The following is an 18,000-nucleotide window of genomic DNA, read 5'->3' on the forward strand; positions in this document are numbered from 1 at the left end:
CACGCCCGAGCCCGGGGTGAACTGGTAGTTGTAGCCGATCTGGCCGCCGCCGACGAAGCCGTCGTTGCTGTTGCGGTTGCCGAAGGCGAGCACGCCGGTGGTGGGCACGCCGGCGCCGGTGACGAACACGCTGCTGGCGGCGTTCACGCCGGCCGGCACGCCGACGACGGTCGGGGCGCGGGTGTCAGCGGTGTTGAAGCCGTAACCAGCGTTAAAACCGGCGTAGAAGCCCGTCCAGGTGAAGACCGGCACCGGCGTGAAGACCGGCGGCGGAGCGACGCGACGCGGCAGGTCCGCGGCCGAAGCGGCGGCGGTCAGCGCGGTGAAGGCAGCGAAAGCACTCAGGAGTTTCTTCATGATGGTCCCCAGCAGGTTCCCCGATCGAGGCCAAGCTAGACCATTTCCCTCGCACACGATGTAGCAGTTCAGCCACATCGGTGCGGCAACGACACGGAAGGCGGCGGGAGGCCGGGCAATGTCAAGCCTGCCGGCGAATCATCCCGGGTTTCCCCGCTCATATAACCGTTGTCCCGTTCCCTCCGATTCACCGTTCTGCAACGGGTCGTTGCAGAACGGCCGTCGTCTCAGGTCGGCGGGGTGCCGTTGGCGGAGAGCGCGGCGCCCGCGAGGTAGAGCGAGCCGCAGATCAGCACCCGCGGCGGGCGCTCCCAGGCCCGATCGCCCAAGGAGACCAGAGCCGCCTCGAGGCTCGGCGCCGTCGCGGCGGAGAGCCCCACCCGCCCGGCGATCTCCGCCACCTCCTCGGCCGGCCGCGCCGCCATCTGGCCCGGCAGCGGCACCGCCACCAGGAAGCGGGCGAGGCCGGCGAAGTTGGCGAGAAAGCCTTCCGCGTCCTTGGTGCCGAGGAGGGCGGAGACGAGGACGAGCGGCGCGTCGCCGCGCTCCTGCAGGTCCGCCATCGCGGCCGCCAGGATGCGCCCGCCGTCGATGTTGTGGCCGCCGTCGAGCCAGAGCTCGGCGCCCGCCGGGACGAGGCCGGCGAGGCGGCCCCGGCGCAGGCGCTGCAGCCGGCCCGGCCACTCGATCGCGGACAATCCCGCCTCGAACGCCTCGGTGCCGATATCGCCGAAACCCGCGGCGCGGAGCGCCGCGATCGCCGTGCCGGCATTGACGATCTGGTGGCGCCCGGCGAGCTTCGGCCGGGGCAAGTCGAGGAGCCCGTCCGCGTCCTGGTAGACCAGCCGGCCGCGCTCCTCGTGGGCGGAGAAATCCTGGTTGCCGACGAGGATCGGCCCGGCACCGACCGCCTCGGCCCGGGCGCAGAGCACCGCGTCGGCCTGGGCGTAGTCCTGCGGCGCGATCACCGCCGGGCAGCCGCGCTTGAAGATGCCGGCCTTCTCGCCGGCCACCGCCTCGACGGTGTCGCCGAGATACTCGGCATGGTCGCGGCCGATCGGCGTCACCACGGCGCAGGCCGGCCGGTCGATGACGTTGGTGGCGTCGACCCGGCCGCCGAGCCCCACTTCCAGCAGCAGCACGTCGGCGGGGGCCTCGGAGAAGAGCAGCAGGGCCGCCGCGGTGGTGATCTCGAACACCGTGATCGGCGCCCCGGCATTCACCGCCTCGCAGCGGGCGAAGGCCTCCGCCAGCCGGTCCTCCGGCACGAAGCGGCCGCCGCCGACCGCGCCGAGGCGGATGCGCTCGTGGAACCGCACGAGGTGGGGCGAGGTGTAGACATGGGCCGAGAGGCCGCCGGCCTCCAGGATCGCCCGCATGGTGGCGATGGTCGAGCCCTTGCCGTTGGTGCCGGCGACGTGGATCACCGGCGGCAGGCGCCTTTCCGGTTGGCCGAGCGCCGCGAGCAGGCGTTCGATCCGGCCGAGCGACAGATCGATGGTGCGCGGGTGCAGCGCGAGGAAGCGCGCCATCAGGGCGTCGGAGGATTCCATCGTCGGTCTCGCGGGGGGACTCGGTCTCGCGGGGGAACTTGGAAGACCTGGCCCGCCGCCGGTCCGGCGGCGGGGCGCGAGCGGATCAGGGGCGTCGCCTCACGCCGGCACGGGCTTGGCGTCCTGCCTGACCTCTTGCCTGGTCTCTTGCCGGGCCTCCGGCTGCGCCGCGGCCTCCGCGGTCCCGGCCGGCACCTGCATCAGCAGCCCGCACAGGCCCGCGATCGTGCCCTTCAGGTCGCGCCGGTGCACGACCTGGTCGACCATGCCGTGCTCCTTCAGGTACTCGGCGCGCTGGAAGCCGTCGGGCAGCTTCTCGCGGATGGTCTGCTCGATCACCCGCGGGCCGGCGAATCCGATCAGCGCCCCGGGCTCGGCGAGGTGCACGTCGCCGAGCATCGCGTAGGAGGCGGTGACGCCGCCGGTGGTCGGGTTCGTCAGCACCACGATGTAGGGCAGGCGGGCGTTGTTGAGCCGTCGCACCGCCACGGTGGTGCGGGGCATCTGCATCAGGGACAGGATGCCCTCCTGCATCCGCGCACCGCCGGAGGCCGCGAACAGCACGTAGGGCGTGCGCTTCTCCAGCGCCGTCTCGGCGCCGCGCACGAAGGCCTCGCCGGCCGCCATGCCGAGGGAGCCGCCCATGAAGCCGAAATCCTGCACCGCCAGCGTCATCGGCAGGCCCGAGACGCGCCCGAACCCGACCTTGAACGCGTCGGTCATCCCGGTCTTGGTGCGGGCGTCCTTCAGACGGTCGGCGTAGCGCTTCTCGTCGCGGAACTTCAGCGGGTCGGGCGCCACCTCGGGCAGCGGCACGTCGAGCCAGGTGCCCTGGTCGAACATCAGCTTCAGGCGCTGCTGCGCGGTGATGCGCAGGTGGTGCTCCGAGCCCGGGATCACCCAGCCATTGGCCTCCACCTCCTTGTGGAACACCATCTGGCCGGTCTCCGGGCACTTCACCCAGAGGTTCTCCGGCGTCTCGCGCTTGAACAGCGTCTTGATCTTCGGGCGCACGACCTCGGAGATCCAGTTCATCGCCTCGACCATGATCGCTCCTCGGTCGTCGATTCGTGTCGGTGATATAGGGATCGCGATGGGGATCGCGGCGTCAGCCCGCGCGCCCGGCGCGCACCCCGGCGGCGAGCTCGCGCACGAGGGTCGTCACCGCCTCGACCGAGCCGGGCCCCGCGCGGCCCTCGGCGTCGAGCGTCCCGGCGAGGGCTGCGACGATCGACGAGCCCACCACCACCCCGTCGGCGTGGCCGGCGAGCGCCGCGGCGTGCTCGCCGGTCTTGACGCCGAAGCCGACCACCACCGGCAGGTCGGTGTGGCGGCGGATCCGCTCGACCGCGGCGCCGACGACGCCGAAATCCGGGGTCGCCGTGCCGGTGATGCCGGTGATCGACACGTAGTAGACGAAGCCCGCGGTGTTCGCGAGCACTGCCGGCAGCCGCGCCTCGTCGGTGGTCGGCGTGGCGAGCCGGACGAACGCGAGGCCGGCTTCGATCGTCGGCAGGCAGAGCTCGTCGTCCTCCTCCGGCGGCAGGTCGACCACGATCAGCCCGTCGATGCCGGCGGCCTTGGCGTCGTCGAGGAAGCGGGCGACGCCGTAGGTGTAGATCGGGTTGTAGTAGCCCATCAGGATCACCGGCGTGCCGGTGTTCTCCTGTCGGAAGCGGCGCACCAGCTCCAGGGTGCCGGCGAGGGTCTGCCCACCCTTCAGCGCCCGCAGGCCCGCCGCCTGGATCGCCGGCCCGTCCGCCATCGGGTCGGTGAAGGGCAGGCCGAACTCGACGATGTCGGCGCCTGCCTCCGGCAGGGCGCGCAGGATCCGGAGCGAGGTCTCGGCATCGGGGTCGCCCGCCATCACGTAGGTGACGAGGGCGGCGCGCTCTTCCGCGCGGCAGCGGGCGAAGGTGTCGGCGAGGCGGGTGGACATCGGGGGCGACCTCGGGGGCGGCGGCGCGCCCGCGGATGGGCGCGCGCCGCGGACGGGCGGAACGGATCGCCGCGCCTACACCATCGGGGGCCGCAGATAAAGTTTCACGCCGGCGGAGCGGCCTCCGCCGCGGCGCGCAGGCGCGACAGGCTCACCGATCCCTCCTCCAGCCCGACCCGCTCCTGCCCGCTCGCCAGCATCAAGGCCAGGGCGTCCTTCAGCGAGGCGTCGGGGGACAGGCGCGGCACGTCGCCGGCGGGGCCCGGCTCGGCGTGGTCGCGGGCGGGCAGCAGGGACAGGCGGCGCAGCAGCCGGTCGCCGCCGACGAACTCCGCCGCGAAGGCGTCGGCGGGAGCGGCGAGCAGGGCGGCGGGCGCCGCGGCCTGGACCAGGCGCCCGTCGCGCATTAGCGCCACGGTGTCGCCCATCCGCACCGCCTCGTCGATGTCGTGGGTGACCATCAGGACGGTCTTGTCGAGCTTAGCCAAGATCCCCCGGACCTCGTCCTGCAGGCGGGTGCGGGCGACCGGATCGACGGCGCCGAACGGCTCGTCCATCAGCAGCACCGGCGGATCGGCGGCGAGCGCGCGGGCGACGCCGACGCGCTGGCGCTGGCCCCCTGAGAGCGCGTCCGGCCGCCGGTCGCGAAACTCCGTCGGGTCGAGGCCGACGAGGTCGAGCATCGCGTCGACCCGCTCCGTGATCCGCGCTCGCGCCCAGCCGAGGAGGCCCGGCACCGTCGCGACGTTCTGCGCCACCGTGCGGTGCGGAAACAGCCCGACGCCCTGGAGCACGTAGCCGATGCGGCGGCGCAACGAGATCGGGTCGAGCCCGGCGACGTCCCGGCCCTCGACCAGGACCCTGCCTGTGCTCGGCACCACCAGGCGGTTGACCATCTGCAGGGCGGTCGACTTGCCGCAGCCCGACGGGCCGATCAGCACGCAGGTCGTGCCGCCCTCGACCGTGAGGTCGAGGGCGTCGAGCGCCGGCCGGGCCTGCCCGGGATAGGTCTTTCCAGCGCCCTCGAAGCGGATCATCGGCGGCGCCTCCGGTCGGGATCCTGGTCTGTCTCCGGAACATCGTCCGATCGCGCTGCGATCGGACGATGTTCCAGCTCATTGATTATGCCGCATTTTCTCTCGACGAACCGGTATCCACTTCGTCGGAAAATGCTTTAGCAGCCGTGGCAGATCGACCCGAGGGTGCGCTTCATCCGGCTGTCCCAGGCCTTGTCGCGGGCCGCGGTGGCGGCCTGGGCCTTGCGGAGGGAATCCGCCTGATCGGCCTTCGCGGCGGCCGGCTTGGCCGCGCCCGCGGGACCCGCCCCCTCGACCCGGCGGGGCTGGCGCCGGCCGGTCGCGGGGGGCGTCGGCGTCGCGTCGGGAGCGGTGACGCCGGCAGGCGCGGATCCGAGCGGGGCGGGCGTCTCGGTCTGCGCCGCGGCGGTGCCGGCGGCGAGGGCGAGGAGGGCAGTGGCGAGGAGGAGGCGCATGGCGGGGTCTCGGGGCCGCCCGCTCGGGGGGCGGGCGGCCGGAAAGGGGCGTTCGCTCACCTTATGCATGTTTTCCGCCCGGAGGGACACCGGCGCCGATCGGCGCATCCGGGGCGGCCTGCGCCGGCTGGCTTGCGGGGATCGCGCGCCCGCTCAGGCCGTCCGGCGCAGGCCGAAGGACGGCGCCGGTATCTCGGCCGGTGCTCGGTCCTGGGCCACGATCACCTCCGGCACACCGGCGGCCTCGGCGGTGTCGTACAGGCCGACGAGGCGGGGATCGTCGGCCTCGGCGTTCGAGGCGATCACCACCGCGTCCATCCAGGAAGAGACCGCGCTCACCAGCGGCCAGGTCCCGGCGGCAAAGCCGTCGCCCATGCAGGCGATCACCCAGTCGTAGGCCTCGCCGAGGGCGTCGAAGGTCAGGCCGAGGGCGTCGCGCCCGGCGACCAGGGTCTCAGGCCCGCCGTGGCCGCGGCCGATCAGGTTCAGGCGCGGGCCAGCATCGGGCCGGATCACGGTGGTGAAGTCGGCCCGGCCGGCGACGAGGTCGATCAGGCCCGGACGGTCCTCCTGCGCCTCGTCGAGGCGCACCAGGAGGGCGCGGCCGTGCAGGGATGCGACGCGGCCGAGGCTGCGGGCGAGGCCGTCGTGATCGGCCTCGCTGCCGGTGCCGACGAGGAGCACCCGCCGGCCGCCGCCCGCGGTCTCGATCGCGTCGAGGCGCGCCACCAGCACGTCGAGGTCGTAGCGGGCCTCGAAGGGCAGTTGCGCCGGGGCAGGGGTAAGGGGAGCGTCCTCGACAGGAGGGACCGTCGCGGCGGGCGCCACCGGCCCGGCCGGCGGCATCGCCGCGGACGACGCCAGCTGGGACGGCACCGCCTCGGACGACACCGGATCGGCGACCGGCATCGTCTTCGCCGCCGGGATTGGCGCGGCGGCCAGGACCGGCGCGGCGGCGACGAGCGGCTCGGCGGGCGGGAGCGGCGCGGGCGAAGCGGCCACCTCCGGCTCGGCCGGGCGAGCTGCCGAGGCCGCCGCCGGCATCGCCGGGACGAAGACGGGCGCCGTCGCGAAGGGGGCCTCCGGCACCGGCTCGGTCTCCGGCCGCCGCAGGGGCGGCCGGCCGCGGCCGCGGCCCGGCGGATCGCCGGCGAGCAGCGCCTTGGCGACGACGCTGCCGATGGCGAACAGCAGGGCGATCACCGTGGCGAAGAGGATGATCGGCAGCTTCTTGGGGAAGGACGGCAGGTCGGGCACCACCGCGCGGGAGACCACGCGGGCATCGGCCGGCGCGGCGCTCGCCGCGTCGCGGGCGGCGGCCTCGCGGAAGCGGCCGAGATAGGATTCGAGCTGCTCGCGCTGGGCCTTCGCCTCGCGCTCCAGGGCGCGCAGCTCGACCTCGTCGCCGTTCGCCTTGGCGACGACGGTGCGCTGCGCGTCCACCGCCGCCTGCAGGCTATCGACCCGGCTGCCGGCGATGCGGGCATCGTTCTCGAGCGTGCGCACCGCGCGGTCGGCGGCGGCGCGGATCTGCGTCTCCAGTCCCTCGAGCTGGGCCCGCAGCTCCTTCATCCGCGGATGCTGCGGCAGCAGGGTGCGGGCCTCGAGCGCGAGCTGCGCCTTGAGGCCGATGCGCTGCTCGACGAGGCGGCGGATCAGCTCGTTGTTGGCGACGTCCGGGATCTCGAAGCCGCGGCCGTCCCGCATCATCTCGCGGATCAGCTTGGCCTTGGCGCCGGAATCGGCCTGGGCGGCGCGGGCCTGGGTCAGCTGGGTCGAGATCTCGGCGAGCTGCTGGGCCGCGAGCGGCTGGTTTGCGGTGCCGCCGCTGCCGATCAGCCCGTTGCGGGCCCGGAACGCCTCGACCTTCGCCTCGGCCTCCGCGACGCGGCTGCGCAGGGTCTCGATGTTGGTGCCGAGCCAGGTCGAGGCGTAGCGGGCGGTATCGACCTTGGCGGCGGCGAGCGAGGACAGGTAGAGGTCCGAGATGGTGTTGGCCGCCCGGGCGGCGAGCTCCGGATCCTTCGAGCGGAACTCGATCGTCAGGATGCGCGACTTGCCGGCTGGATAGACCAGCAGCCGCTCGAAATACTTCTCCAGCACCCGGTCGACCGGCTCGCGGTCGAGGGGGTTCTGGGCGAGGCCGAGCATCACCAGCACCTGCTGGAGGCCGCCGACGCCGTTGACCATCGGGTCGAATTCGGGATTGCCGACGAGGCCGAGGCTCTTGATCGCCTCGCGGGCGATGTCGCGCGACATCACCACCTGGACCTGGCTCGCCACCGCCTGCTCGTCGATCGGCTGGGGCAGCTCGCCCCGGTCCTGCTGCAGCCGCGTGAGCGCGCTGTCGCGGCTCTCGAGCAGGAGCTTCGCTTCCGCCGTGTAGCGCGGCGGCACGACCTGCACGAAGGCCACGGCGAGGCCGAAGGCCGCCACGGTCGGCAACAGGATGACGAGCCAGCGCCGGCCCAGCAGCCGGCCGACATCGCCGATCGTCAGCCCGTCCTCGCTCCCGCGCTCCCGGGTCGTCGTGTCGGGGATGTCGGTCCCGCCGAACGTCGCCTGCTTTCGTCCCATCCTGGTCCTCGCCCTGGTCTCGGCGCCGGGATCCTGCGCGTCCTTGCCCGTGGAATCCTTGCTCTTGGAATCCGCGCTCCTGGAATCTTGCCGCCCCCGGCCGGCCAGGCGGTCAGTCAGGCGGGCATGCGGCCGCTCGGCGAAGGGAAAGACGCGGGGCATTGCGGACCGTCGATGAGGAGGCGGGGCTGGCCCAGACCGGGCCTTGCCGCCAGCACACTCGATTAAGGTTGCCGTGCAGTTAAGACCCAAATCCTCTGTGCCGGTCCGCCGGCCGGCGCCGGCAGGTCAGGGTTCATTAACCACGACACTCTAGGCCTGGGGACAAGACGACCGACACGACTTGAACTGGCCGGAAGCGATGAACCGACGCGCCCTTCTCACAGGTCTGGCGACCACGCTCGCGCTCGGCGGCTGCCTGCGTCCCGAGTACCGCACCGCACTCCTCGACGAGACCGGCACCGGCTCGATCGGCGCCGCCTACTCGCTCGCCGCCGGCGACCGGCTGCGGGTGATCGTGTTCGGGCAGGACAACCTCTCGAACATCTACGCGGTGGACGGGGCCGGGCGCATCGCCATGCCGCTGATCGGCCCGATCAAGGTCGCCGGAGGCTCGACCGCCCAGGCCGCCCGCGCCATCGAGGCGCGCCTGCGCGAAGGCTTCGTGCGCGAGCCGCACGTCACCGTCGAGGTCGAGGTCTACCGGCCGTTCTTCATCCTCGGCGAGGTCACCACCTCGGGCCAGTACCCCTATGTCAGCGGCATGACGGTCGAGACCGCGGTGGCGATCGCCGCGGGATTCGGCCCCCGTGCCGCCCGCGACTACGCCGTGCTCACCCGTGAGGGGCCGGCCGGCCTCGTCTCGGGCATCGTGCCGATGACCTACCCAGTCCGCCCCGGCGACACGATCGTCGTCAAGGAGCGGTGGTTCTGACATCTGACGGATCGCGCGAAGCCTTGGACTTGCGCTGACCGGCGGTTAACCACGCCCTCATCCATCGCGGTCCGCGTTGGACTTCCCTCCGTTCGCTTAACTTCATGCCCACGGGCCTTAGGCGAGATATCGGCAGCCGCGCGCCGCGGCGCCGCCATCCGTCTCCGGAGACATGCCCGTGGCCGCCTCCCAACTCCGCCTCGACGCCGACCCCGCGCCCATGGTGGCCGCGCCGGTGCCGCCGCCCGCGGCCGCCGCGCGCGAGCGGATCCTGCACGTCTTCCGGGCCCCGGTCGGCGGCCTCTTTCGCCACGTCCTCGACGTCGCGCGGCTGCAGGCGGAGGCCGGCCACGCGGTCGGTTTGTTCTGCGACGCGAGCACCGGGGGCGCCCGGGCCGAGGCGGTGCTCTCCGACCTGGCGCCGCACCTCTCCCTCGGCATCACCCGGCTGCCGATGCGCCGCAACCCGCATCCGAGCGACCTCGCCGCGCTCGCGGCGCTCTCCGGCCTCGTGCGCCGGCTGAAGCCCACGGTGCTGCACGGGCACGGCTCCAAGGGCGGCCTGTTCGCCCGCCTGGTGCCGGCGCTCGGCGAGGCGGAGCCGGTGCGAGCCTACACGCCGCATGGCGGCAGCTTCAACTATCGCCCGGGTACGCCGCTCCACCGCCTCTACATGATGGCTGAAGGTCTGCTGACCCGCCGCACCGACGTCTTCCTGTTCGAGAGCGACTACATCGCCGGGCGCTACCGCGCCTATGTCGGCCCGACCGAGCGTCTGGTGCGGGTGGTGCACAACGGCATCTCGGCCGCCGAGTTCGCCCCGATCACCCCGGCCGCGGAGCCGTTCGACCTCGTCTATATCGGCGAGTTGCGCGAGGCGAAGGGCGTGCCGGTGCTGTTCGAGGCCCTGGCGCGCCTGCGCCGGGAGCAGGGGCGGCGCCTGACCCTGCTGGTCGTCGGCTCCGGCCCGGACGAGGTCTCCTTGCGCGAGCGCGTCGCCGCCCTCGGCCTCGCCCAGGACGTGCGGTTCGAGCCGCCGCAGCCGATCCGCGCCGCGCTCAGCCGCGCCACCGTGATGGTGGTGCCCTCGCTCGCCGAGTCGCTGCCCTACGTGATCCTTGAGGCCGCCGCCGCCGCCCAGCCCCTGGTCTCGACCGATGTCGGCGGCATCCCGGAGATCTTCGGCCCCGCCGCGCCGGCCCTGGTGCCGCCGCGCGACGTCGTCGCCCTCGGCGGAGCGATCCTGCGCAAGATCGACCAGGATCCGGAGGAGCGTGCCGGCGAGGCCGCGGCGCTCAGCGCCTTCATCCGCTGCCGCTTCTCGATGGACCGGATGGCCCAGGACGGACTCGCCGGCTACGCCGCCGCCCGGGCCCGGCGGTAGGACGCGCCGGGCGTGTCCACCGGGCCTCGCGCCCCGATGCCGCCGATTTTCGACAAACCCGACGCGGTCCCCTTAAGCCTTCCGTCAGGGCTTCCAGGCAGGATCGCAATCCTAACCCCCGGACGATGCGGGATTTTCCCCGTCACGACCGAGCCCGGAATCGTGCCATGAGTGCGTTCGACGTCCGCGACATCCTCAAGACGGTGGCGGCCGACCCGGCCGGGCCGCTCGGTCGCTCCGGCCCGGAGCGCGAGGCCGTGCCGCCCGCCGAGACGGTGGCGCCGGTCCGGCCGGACCCGGTCGTCTCGCCGGTGGTGTTCACCGGCTGCGTCCGGGCCGTCGAGTTCGTCCTCGTGGCGCTCGCCGGCCTGTGCGCCCAGCGCTGGCTCCTCGCCGGCACGGTGCCGCTCCATCTCGGCTACGTCGCGGCGATCCTCGGGCTCGCCGGCCTCACCGTGCTGGTGCTGCAGACGCTCGGCGCCTACGGCATCCGGGCGTTCCGGGCCTTCTTCAGCGTCGGCGCCCGGGTCGTGCTCGGCTGGTCGCTGGTGATGCTGCTCGCCGCCACCGTGCTGTTCTTCGCCAAGCTCGGCGACAACTACTCGCGGCTGTGGCTCGGCACCGTCTATGGCGGTGGCCTGGCGCTGCTCGTGGCCGAGCGGCTGGTCCTGTCGCTGGTGGTGAGCGCGCAGATGCGCCGCGGCCGCTTCGACCGGCGCGTCGCCATCGTCGGCGGTGGCGAGCCGGCCGAGGCGCTGATCCGGGCGATCGAGGCGCAAGCCGATTCCGGCCTCAAGGTCGTCGGCCTGTTCGACGACCGCAACGACGGCCGCTCCTCCGACGTCGTCGCCGGCTACCCGAAGCTCGGCACGGTCAGCGACCTCGTCACCTTTGCCCGGCGCACCAAGGTCGACCTGATCGTGTTCACCCTGCCGATCTCGGCCGAGGCGCGCATCCTCCAGATGCTGGCCAAGCTCTGGGTCCTGCCGGTCGACATCCGCCTCTCGGCCCACGCCTCGAAGCTCCGGCTTCGCCCGCGCAGCTACTCCTATCTCGGTTCGGTGCCGGTGCTCGATGTGTTCGACCGCCCGATCGCCGACTGGGACGTCGTGGTGAAGGGCGTGTTCGACCGTACGGTCGGAGCCGTCCTGCTGCTGCTGCTCTCGCCGGTGATGCTGGCGGTGGCGCTGGCCGTGAAGCTCACCTCGCCGGGCCCGGTCTTCTTCCGGCAGAAGCGCCATGGCTTCAACAACGAGGTGATCGAGATCTACAAGTTCCGGTCGATGTACATCGACCAGTGCGACTACGCCGCGAACAAGATCGTCACCAAGGGCGATCCGCGGGTGACCCGGGTCGGCCGCATCATCCGCAAGAGCTCGCTCGACGAGCTGCCGCAGCTGATCAACGTGGTGCGGGGCGAGCTGTCCCTGGTCGGGCCGCGCCCGCACGCCCTCCAGGCCAAGGCTGCCAACACCCTCTACGACCAGATCGTCGACGGCTACTTCGCCCGCCACAAGGTCAAGCCCGGGATGACCGGCTGGGCCCAGATCAACGGCTGGCGCGGCGAGACCGACACCAACGAGAAGATCCAGCGCCGCGTCGAGCACGACCTGTACTACATCGAGAACTGGTCGGTGTTCTTCGACCTGCAGATCCTGGCGATGACCCCGCTGGCGCTGTTCAAGACCGAGAACGCGTATTGAGCGGGGAGGGGATCCCAAGTCCCCGTTTCCCCGGCGCCGCCGCCGGGCCGGCCCGGCGGCCATGCAGGGCCGGTCCCCCTCGGGGCCGGCCTCTTTCGTCAGCCGATATAGGGCCACGCCCGCAGCGGGCAGGTGCTCTCCGAACCGGGCGCCTTCGCCGCGGTGCCGCCCGCCAGATCGATCGGGACGATATGGGCCGACCAAGCGGGGGTGAGGCCGGTCGGGCCGATCAGGATGACGGCGACGAACAGGATCCTTGCAACGTTCAGCATCGCTCTTCCTTCACCCGGCCGCGTCGGACCGTCGATGGAGGGACCTGTGCGACAGCGCCGTTGCAGGGTGATTGCGTGCCGTGTTGCGGCGGAGAGACCTCCGATCCGGTTCAAAGCCTCCGCACCGAATTCACATCCTCCTTGTCATCCCGGGGCCGCGTAGCGGAACCCGGGATCCATAACCGCTGGCGATACCGGACGAAGCGTGCGCGTTCCGACCTCTGCTGAAGCGTCGGCGGTTATGGATCCCGGGTTCTCGCCTTTCGGCGAGCCCCGGGATGACTCGGAGCTGCGCATTCCGGTGCGCCAGACCGACACTGAGGGCTCCAGGCATCGCCAGCGAGCCCGGCCGGATGACCGGGCTCGCCGCTACTCCGCCGTGGCGTCGACCGTCAGGCGGTCGAAGATCTTGCCGGGGCTCGGGGCGGTGCTGAAATCCATCAGCCCGAGGCCGGCCGGATCCTTGGCGGCGGCGCTCACCGAGAGGCGGCCGGGCTTGACCACGAACCGCGACACCGCCTGGCCCAGCGCCTTGGCGGAGGGCGAGCCGCCGAGGACCGCCGGGATCCCCAGCATCGCGGCGGTACCGTATTCGCGCTGCAGCTCCTCGGGCTTGAGGCTCTGCGCCTTGGCCTGCTGATCGACGAAGCGCTGGAACAGGCCGCCATTCTCCAGGGTGAGGCCCAGGGACTTGGCGCTGGCGCCGAGCAGCGCCAGGGAGGAGACCATCGGCTCGGGGTCGAACACCTCCTTGCCGATCCCGCCGATCGTGCCGGTGATCCGGGCGGTGCCCATGTCCTTGCCCGTGAGCGTCACGTTCTTGACGATGACCTCGCGGGCGGCCTCGTCCCAGCGGGTCTCGGCGGTGCCGGAGAGGTCGAGGCTGGTGTAGCCGAGGCCGGCGAGGTCGGCGAGGACCGGCGCCGTGGTGCCGGGCGGGACCGCGCAGGTGAAGCCGTCGAAGGCGAGGCGCGAGGCGGTCGGCACGCCGTCGCGCAGGTCGCTCATGGCGAGGTCGGCGTTGCGCACGGCGAAGCGCATTGGGCCCGCGGCCTTCAGCGGATCTTGCTGCGGATTGTCGGCCGAGGGCTGCGCCGGCAGGTCGACGTCGAGCGCCTCCACGGCGATGCGGCCGATTCCCGGAGCGTAGCGGCGCAGTTCGGCCTGTTCGAGCGGGCCGGCGGCGGCGCGGCGCAGGCCCTCCAGCACCGGCTTGAGCGACAGGCCCGAGAGGGTCAGACCCTTGAGGGCGACGCGGCCGGCCGGGGCGTCGACGGACAGGCCCTCGGCCCTCATCCGGCCGGCCCCGTCCTCGAGGCCGTAGGTCACGCGGGCGAGGCTCGCCTGGACCGGGTTCGGCCGCTTGCCGCCGCCCGGCGCCGCGAAGGTGACGCCGCTGATCTCCAGCCCGCCGACGCCGATCCCATCGATGAGATCGGCGGCGAGGCCCGACAGGCGGGAGCGCTCCGGTCCCGTCGAATTCCCGTTTCCTCCGCCGGCGCCCTCCGCGAGCGCCCGCACCGACTCCGCCCACGGGATCGTGGTCGGCCGGCCGGTGAGGTCGCGGGCGTCGATGCGGGCGATGCGCAGGGAGGCCCCGTCGGGGTTGGTGAGCGCGATGTCCTCGGCGGTGACGCCGCCATAGATCCGGATCGGGGCCGCATCCGGGCCGCCCGTCTCGGTGAACAGGCGCGCGAGGCCCGGCAGGTCGATCTCGCGGGCGCTCAAGCGGCCGTAGGCGCCGGCGGCGTCGGGGCCCGGCCCCTCGACCGTCAGGGTGGCGCCCCCGGCCTCCAGCGTGCCGATCCGGCCCGCCGCGACGTCCCGGGCGACGACGTCATGGTAGACCGCGACCTGCACGCGCCCGCCGGTCGGCTGCTCGACCCGCAGCACCGGGATCACGATCTCGCGGGCGGAGATTTTGTCCAGGCGGGTCCGCCACGGCGCGGGCCCGGCCGGATCGAGAATCGCCCGTGCCTCGTCCCGCGACAGGGCGGTGCCGCGCAGCTCGAGCTTCGGCGCCTTCAGGGTGACCAGTCCGAGCGGCAGCACGACCTCGTCGAGGGCGACCGTGGCGCCGACCGCGGCACCTTGGGCCGCCGCATCCTGGGTCGGGGTCGTCTGGGCCAGCGCCGGGCCGGCGAAGGGCGGCCGCACCGGCAGGGCGGCCGTCAACGTCGCGCAGGCGAGAGCGCCGAGCGCGGCCCGGGCCACGCCCGTTGTGGAGGAGCGGGTCATGGCGGAGCGTCCCGGATTTGTGGCAGGCGGTATTAAAGGGAGAACGAGGTGCCGCAGCCGCAGGAGGCGGTGGCCTGCGGGTTCTCGATCTTGAACGACTGGCCGATCAGGTCGTTGACGAAGTCGATCGTCGCCCCCTCCATGTACGGGAGCGAGGTCGGGTCGACCAGCACCGTGGCGCCATCGACCTCCACCGCGAGGTCGTCGGCGGCGCGGTCCTTCGCGATGTCGAAAGCGTACTGGAACCCGGAGCAGCCGCCGCCATTCACGCTGATGCGCAGCATCGAGCCGGGGGGCTCGGCGCCCATGATCTCGTTGATGCGGCGGGCGGCGCGGGACGTCAGGGTGATCGGGGTCATCGACGGCTTCTCGGGTGGGGGTCCGGCGTGCGAAGGCAACATAAGAATGCCGGCCGTGAGCCGCAACTGCGGCGCATGAGAGGCAAGGGTGCCGTGCGCGTGCAACAGCGGCGCACGGATGACGAACGGGAGCTGTGACGTGAGACGGACAGGCGAGCGCTGGCGGGCCCCCTACGGCAGCGATCCGTTCGCGTCGCGCGGGCGGCTGATTCCCGAAAGCCCCTCGCCGACCCGCACCGATTTCCAGCGCGACCGTGACCGGATCGTGCATTCGGCCGCCTTCCGGCGCCTCAAGCACAAGACGCAGGTCTTCGTCCACCACGAGGGCGACCATTACCGCACCCGCCTCACCCACACCCTGGAGGTGAGCCAGATCGCCCGGGCGCTGGCCCGCGCGCTCGGCCTCGACGAGGACCTGGCCGAGGCCCTGGCGCTGGCCCACGACCTTGGCCACACCTGCTTCGGCCATACCGGCGAGGATGCGCTGCATGCCTGCATGCGCGATCACGGCGGCTTCGACCACAACGCCCAGGCCCTGCGGCTGGTGACCCGGCTGGAGCGGCGCTACGCCACCTTCGACGGGCTCAACCTGACCTGGGAGACGCTCGAGGGCCTCGTCAAGCACAACGGCCCGCTCCTGACCCGGGACGGGCGGCCGACGCCGCACTACGCGACGAGCGGCATCCCGGTGGCGATCACCGAGTACAACCTCCAGAACGACCTGGAGCTCGCGACCTTCGCCGGCCCCGAGGCGCAGGTGGCGGCGCTCGCCGACGACATCGCCTACGACGCCCACGATCTCGACGACGGGTTGCGGGCCGACCTCTTCACCCTCGACGACCTCCAGGAGGTGCCGTTCCTCGCCGGCCTCCTGGACGAGATCCGCCGCACCTATCCGGGCCTCGAGCGCTCGCGGGTGGTGCACGAGCTCGCCCGCCGGGTCATCACCCGCTTCGTCGAGGACGTGATCGCCGAGGCCGAGCGGCGCCTCTCCGCGTTGCAGCCCCCCGACGCCGCCGCGATCCGCCACGCCGCGGGCCCGGTGGTCGCCTTCTCCGAGGCGATGGCGGCGGCCGACCGGGACATCAAGACTTTCCTGTTCGCCCGGATGTACCGGCATCCCGGCGTGATGGCGGTGCGCCGGCGCGCCGCCTCGATCGTCGAGGACCTCTTTTCCACCTTCCGGCGCGACCCGACCCGGATGCCCGAGGAGTGGAGCGCTGGCCTCGCCGGCTCCGACGATCCCCGCACCCCGCGCCGCGTCGCCGACTTCATCGCCGGCATGACCGACAATTACGCGGTGAGCCAGCACCGCCGGCTGTTTCCCGAGACGCCGGACCTGCACTGGGTGATCTGGCCGGGGTTGGAGGGGTGAGGGGTCGTGCGAGCGCCTCTCGATCCGCGCGACAGGACTGCCATCCACCGGGTCATTCCGGGGCCGCGCAGCGGAGCCCGGAATCCAGAGCCGCGGATGGTTCAGAAGAATTTGGAGACCGTCCCGTCTTCTTCTGAATTACCGGAGTTTCTGGATTCCGGGCTCCGCTGCGCGGCCCCGGAATGACGCGGAGGGCTTCAAGACTGTTGAACAGGCTCCGCCGCCGGTTCAAATCCCGATCACCCCTTCGCAATCACTTTCTGCAGGCAGACCGCATTGGTGTCGCGATAACCCAGGTGGTCGTAGAAGCCGAGCACCCCGTCATTCTCCCGGCGCACCAGCAGCTGCACCTTCCAGACCCCGCGCGCCGCGAGCCAGGCCTCCGCCGCCTCGACCATCCGCCGCCCGAGCCCGCTGCCCTGCTGTCCGGGCGTCACCGCGACGTAGTAGAGCCAGCCGCGGTGTCCGTCCTCGCCGGCCATGGCGCTGGCGAGGATGCGCCCGTCCGCCTCCGCCACCAGGACGGTGCCGTGCGGGCCGCGGCGTGCGAAGGCGATGTCGGTGGCCGGATCGTTCCAGGGCCGCGCCACGCCGGCTTCGTGCCACAGGGCGATCACCGCCAGTATGTCGGCATCCTCGATCTCGCGAATCGTCGGGGTCATGTCGGGCGCTCGTCCCGGGTATCACGCGCTCGGACGGATCATCGGGGCTGATATCGGGGAAGAAATCCTGGCGGAGAGAGAGGGACGCGCTTCCAGGAGGTCGCTAAGTGCCTGAGCCATTGAGATTGCAGCCTTTTTCGGCCTTGATTTGGGGGACACAATGGGGGACGACGTGGGGGACATCACGTTGGAATACCCCTTCACATGCCCTCGAACAAGAAGCTTGGGATGCACCTCGAATGGCACGGCAACCGCATCCGTGTCGTCGTTCGCGTACCGCCTTCCATGGTGGCGAAGGTCGGGAAGACGAAGCTCAAGGAGACGCTGAACACCACCGACCCGCTTGAGGCTGAGCGGGAGAAGGTGGACGTGATCAAGCGCCTTCGTGCGTCCCTGGACGGTACCCGTTCGGTAGCTGTTAGGGCTGACCTGTCCAACGAGGCCCTACAGTGGCGTGAGTTGGTCGAGCGAGAGGATGAAGGTGAGAAGGTCGTCAGCGGCACTGAGGCTGCTGAAACTCCCGTATCCATCCGCGAAGTGCTCTCAGACCGGGTGGACGAGGTTGAGCAGAAGCACGGGTACGATGCAGGACAGACCTTTGCTGCTGTCGCCCTTGGCATCCAAACACCTCTCACGTCCTTGTAGATCGTTGGTTCGAGGAGCGCCATGATATGTCACCCGGCTACCGGGAAGACATCAGGAGAGCCCTGAGCCTCCTCGAAGCATGGTGCTCAGAGAAGCGGACGAACAAGACCGTGGAGGCTATCACCTCACGGGTAGCGGGTCGCTTCATCCATGACAGCTTCATCGCCACGAAGAAGCACCCGAAGTCAGCCAATAAGCACATTACCTGCCTGAGTTCCTATTGGAAGTGGCTGGTGAAGCGACACGGCATCACCGTGAACCCGTGGGCGGGACAGTCCATCTCAGCAAACGTGCCTCAGCGCCGCGACATGCCCACGGCTCAGAAGCGACCCTTCACCGATGCTGAGGTGCGTAAGCTGCTGACGGGCATCCGCCTGCCACGGGAGCGGGATATCTCCATCATCAACGCCCTAAGAGCGTGTTATGAACTTATGATGGAGCGTGAGCGTTGAGGTGGATGAGTGCTGATCGCCCCGCTTATCCATCCGACGTGTCTGATGAGGAATGGGC

General features: G+C 71.6%; 16 protein-coding genes and 1 pseudogene. 6 read left to right on the top strand and 11 right to left on the bottom strand.

Annotated elements, in window-relative coordinates; genetic code table 11:
- From ABZT49_RS28225 to ABZT49_RS28255, 7 genes and pseudogenes are all read right to left on the bottom strand, one after another.
- A pseudogene (locus ABZT49_RS28225) lies at nt 1-357 on the bottom strand (porin family protein); the annotation flags it as partial.
- A gap of 227 nt (nt 358-584) precedes the next feature.
- Nucleotides 585-1,910 carry a folylpolyglutamate synthase/dihydrofolate synthase family protein gene (locus ABZT49_RS28230; protein WP_355291051.1) on the bottom strand — a complete coding sequence of 442 codons (1,326 nt, stop codon included), beginning with the start codon at nt 1,908-1,910 and terminating at the stop codon, nt 585-587.
- Nucleotides 1,911-2,009: 99 nt separating this feature from the next.
- On the bottom strand, nt 2,010-2,957 hold the full coding sequence (gene accD, locus ABZT49_RS28235) for an acetyl-CoA carboxylase, carboxyltransferase subunit beta (protein WP_355291053.1): 948 nt from the start codon (nt 2,955-2,957) through the stop codon (nt 2,010-2,012).
- A gap of 61 nt (nt 2,958-3,018) precedes the next feature.
- Entirely contained in the window at nt 3,019-3,849 is an 831-nt protein-coding gene (gene trpA, locus ABZT49_RS28240; protein ID WP_355291055.1) for a tryptophan synthase subunit alpha, read from the bottom strand.
- A 104-nt stretch (nt 3,850-3,953) separates the two neighbouring features.
- Nucleotides 3,954-4,886, bottom strand: coding sequence for an ATP-binding cassette domain-containing protein (locus ABZT49_RS28245; protein WP_355291057.1), 933 nt, complete (start codon nt 4,884-4,886; stop codon nt 3,954-3,956).
- A 137-nt stretch (nt 4,887-5,023) separates the two neighbouring features.
- Nucleotides 5,024-5,341 (bottom strand): hypothetical protein, encoded by a 318-nt coding sequence (locus ABZT49_RS28250; protein WP_355291058.1) that lies wholly within the window; start codon nt 5,339-5,341, stop codon nt 5,024-5,026.
- Nucleotides 5,342-5,494: 153 nt separating this feature from the next.
- Nucleotides 5,495-7,918: a GumC family protein gene (locus ABZT49_RS28255; RefSeq protein WP_355291060.1), complete on the bottom strand. Its 2,424-nt coding sequence runs from the start codon at nt 7,916-7,918 to the stop codon at nt 5,495-5,497.
- Nucleotides 7,919-8,279: 361 nt separating this feature from the next.
- Between ABZT49_RS28255 and ABZT49_RS28260 the strand changes: the two genes are divergently transcribed.
- The 3 genes from ABZT49_RS28260 to ABZT49_RS28270 all read left to right on the top strand — a co-directional run bounded on the left by ABZT49_RS28260 (nt 8,280) and on the right by ABZT49_RS28270 (nt 11,939).
- Nucleotides 8,280-8,852, top strand: a complete 573-nt coding sequence (locus ABZT49_RS28260) for a polysaccharide biosynthesis/export family protein (protein ID WP_355291062.1) — start codon at nt 8,280-8,282, stop codon at nt 8,850-8,852.
- Nucleotides 8,853-9,072: 220 nt separating this feature from the next.
- A complete protein-coding gene (locus ABZT49_RS28265) occupies nt 9,073-10,236 on the top strand; it encodes a glycosyltransferase family 4 protein (protein WP_355291078.1) in 1,164 nt (387 codons plus the stop codon).
- A 167-nt stretch (nt 10,237-10,403) separates the two neighbouring features.
- Nucleotides 10,404-11,939, top strand: coding sequence for an undecaprenyl-phosphate glucose phosphotransferase (locus ABZT49_RS28270; protein WP_355291064.1), 1,536 nt, complete (start codon nt 10,404-10,406; stop codon nt 11,937-11,939).
- A 98-nt stretch (nt 11,940-12,037) separates the two neighbouring features.
- Here ABZT49_RS28270 and ABZT49_RS28275 read toward each other — a convergent pair whose 3' ends face one another.
- From ABZT49_RS28275 to ABZT49_RS28285, 3 genes are all read right to left on the bottom strand, one after another.
- Complete coding sequence (locus ABZT49_RS28275; RefSeq protein WP_355291066.1) at nt 12,038-12,211, bottom strand: hypothetical protein; 174 nt, start codon at nt 12,209-12,211, stop codon at nt 12,038-12,040.
- 369 nt (nt 12,212-12,580) lie between these two features.
- A complete protein-coding gene (locus ABZT49_RS28280) occupies nt 12,581-14,449 on the bottom strand; it encodes a hypothetical protein (RefSeq protein WP_355291068.1) in 1,869 nt (622 codons plus the stop codon).
- 32 nt (nt 14,450-14,481) lie between these two features.
- Entirely contained in the window at nt 14,482-14,808 is a 327-nt protein-coding gene (locus tag ABZT49_RS28285; protein ID WP_093566294.1) for an iron-sulfur cluster assembly accessory protein, read from the bottom strand.
- A gap of 118 nt (nt 14,809-14,926) precedes the next feature.
- Here ABZT49_RS28285 and ABZT49_RS28290 point away from each other — a divergent pair, with 118 nt between their 5' ends.
- Nucleotides 14,927-16,183: a deoxyguanosinetriphosphate triphosphohydrolase gene (locus ABZT49_RS28290; RefSeq protein ID WP_355291070.1), complete on the top strand. Its 1,257-nt coding sequence runs from the start codon at nt 14,927-14,929 to the stop codon at nt 16,181-16,183.
- Nucleotides 16,184-16,422: 239 nt separating this feature from the next.
- On the opposite strand, the gene ABZT49_RS28295 is transcribed toward ABZT49_RS28290, so the two are convergent.
- Nucleotides 16,423-16,845, bottom strand: coding sequence for a GNAT family acetyltransferase (locus tag ABZT49_RS28295; protein ID WP_355291072.1), 423 nt, complete (start codon nt 16,843-16,845; stop codon nt 16,423-16,425).
- A gap of 204 nt (nt 16,846-17,049) precedes the next feature.
- Here ABZT49_RS28295 and ABZT49_RS28300 point away from each other — a divergent pair, with 204 nt between their 5' ends.
- A complete protein-coding gene (locus ABZT49_RS28300) occupies nt 17,050-17,490 on the top strand; it encodes a DUF6538 domain-containing protein (RefSeq protein ID WP_355291074.1) in 441 nt (146 codons plus the stop codon).
- A 26-nt stretch (nt 17,491-17,516) separates the two neighbouring features.
- The gene (locus ABZT49_RS28305) at nt 17,517-17,942 is read left to right on the top strand and encodes a hypothetical protein (RefSeq protein ID WP_355291076.1); all 426 of its coding nucleotides are present in this window, start codon (nt 17,517-17,519) and stop codon (nt 17,940-17,942) included.
- Nucleotides 17,943-18,000: the final 58 nt, after the last annotated feature.

It is taken from the genome of Methylobacterium sp. EM32, assembly GCF_040593685.1.
Classification (GTDB): domain Bacteria; phylum Pseudomonadota; class Alphaproteobacteria; order Rhizobiales; family Beijerinckiaceae; genus Methylobacterium.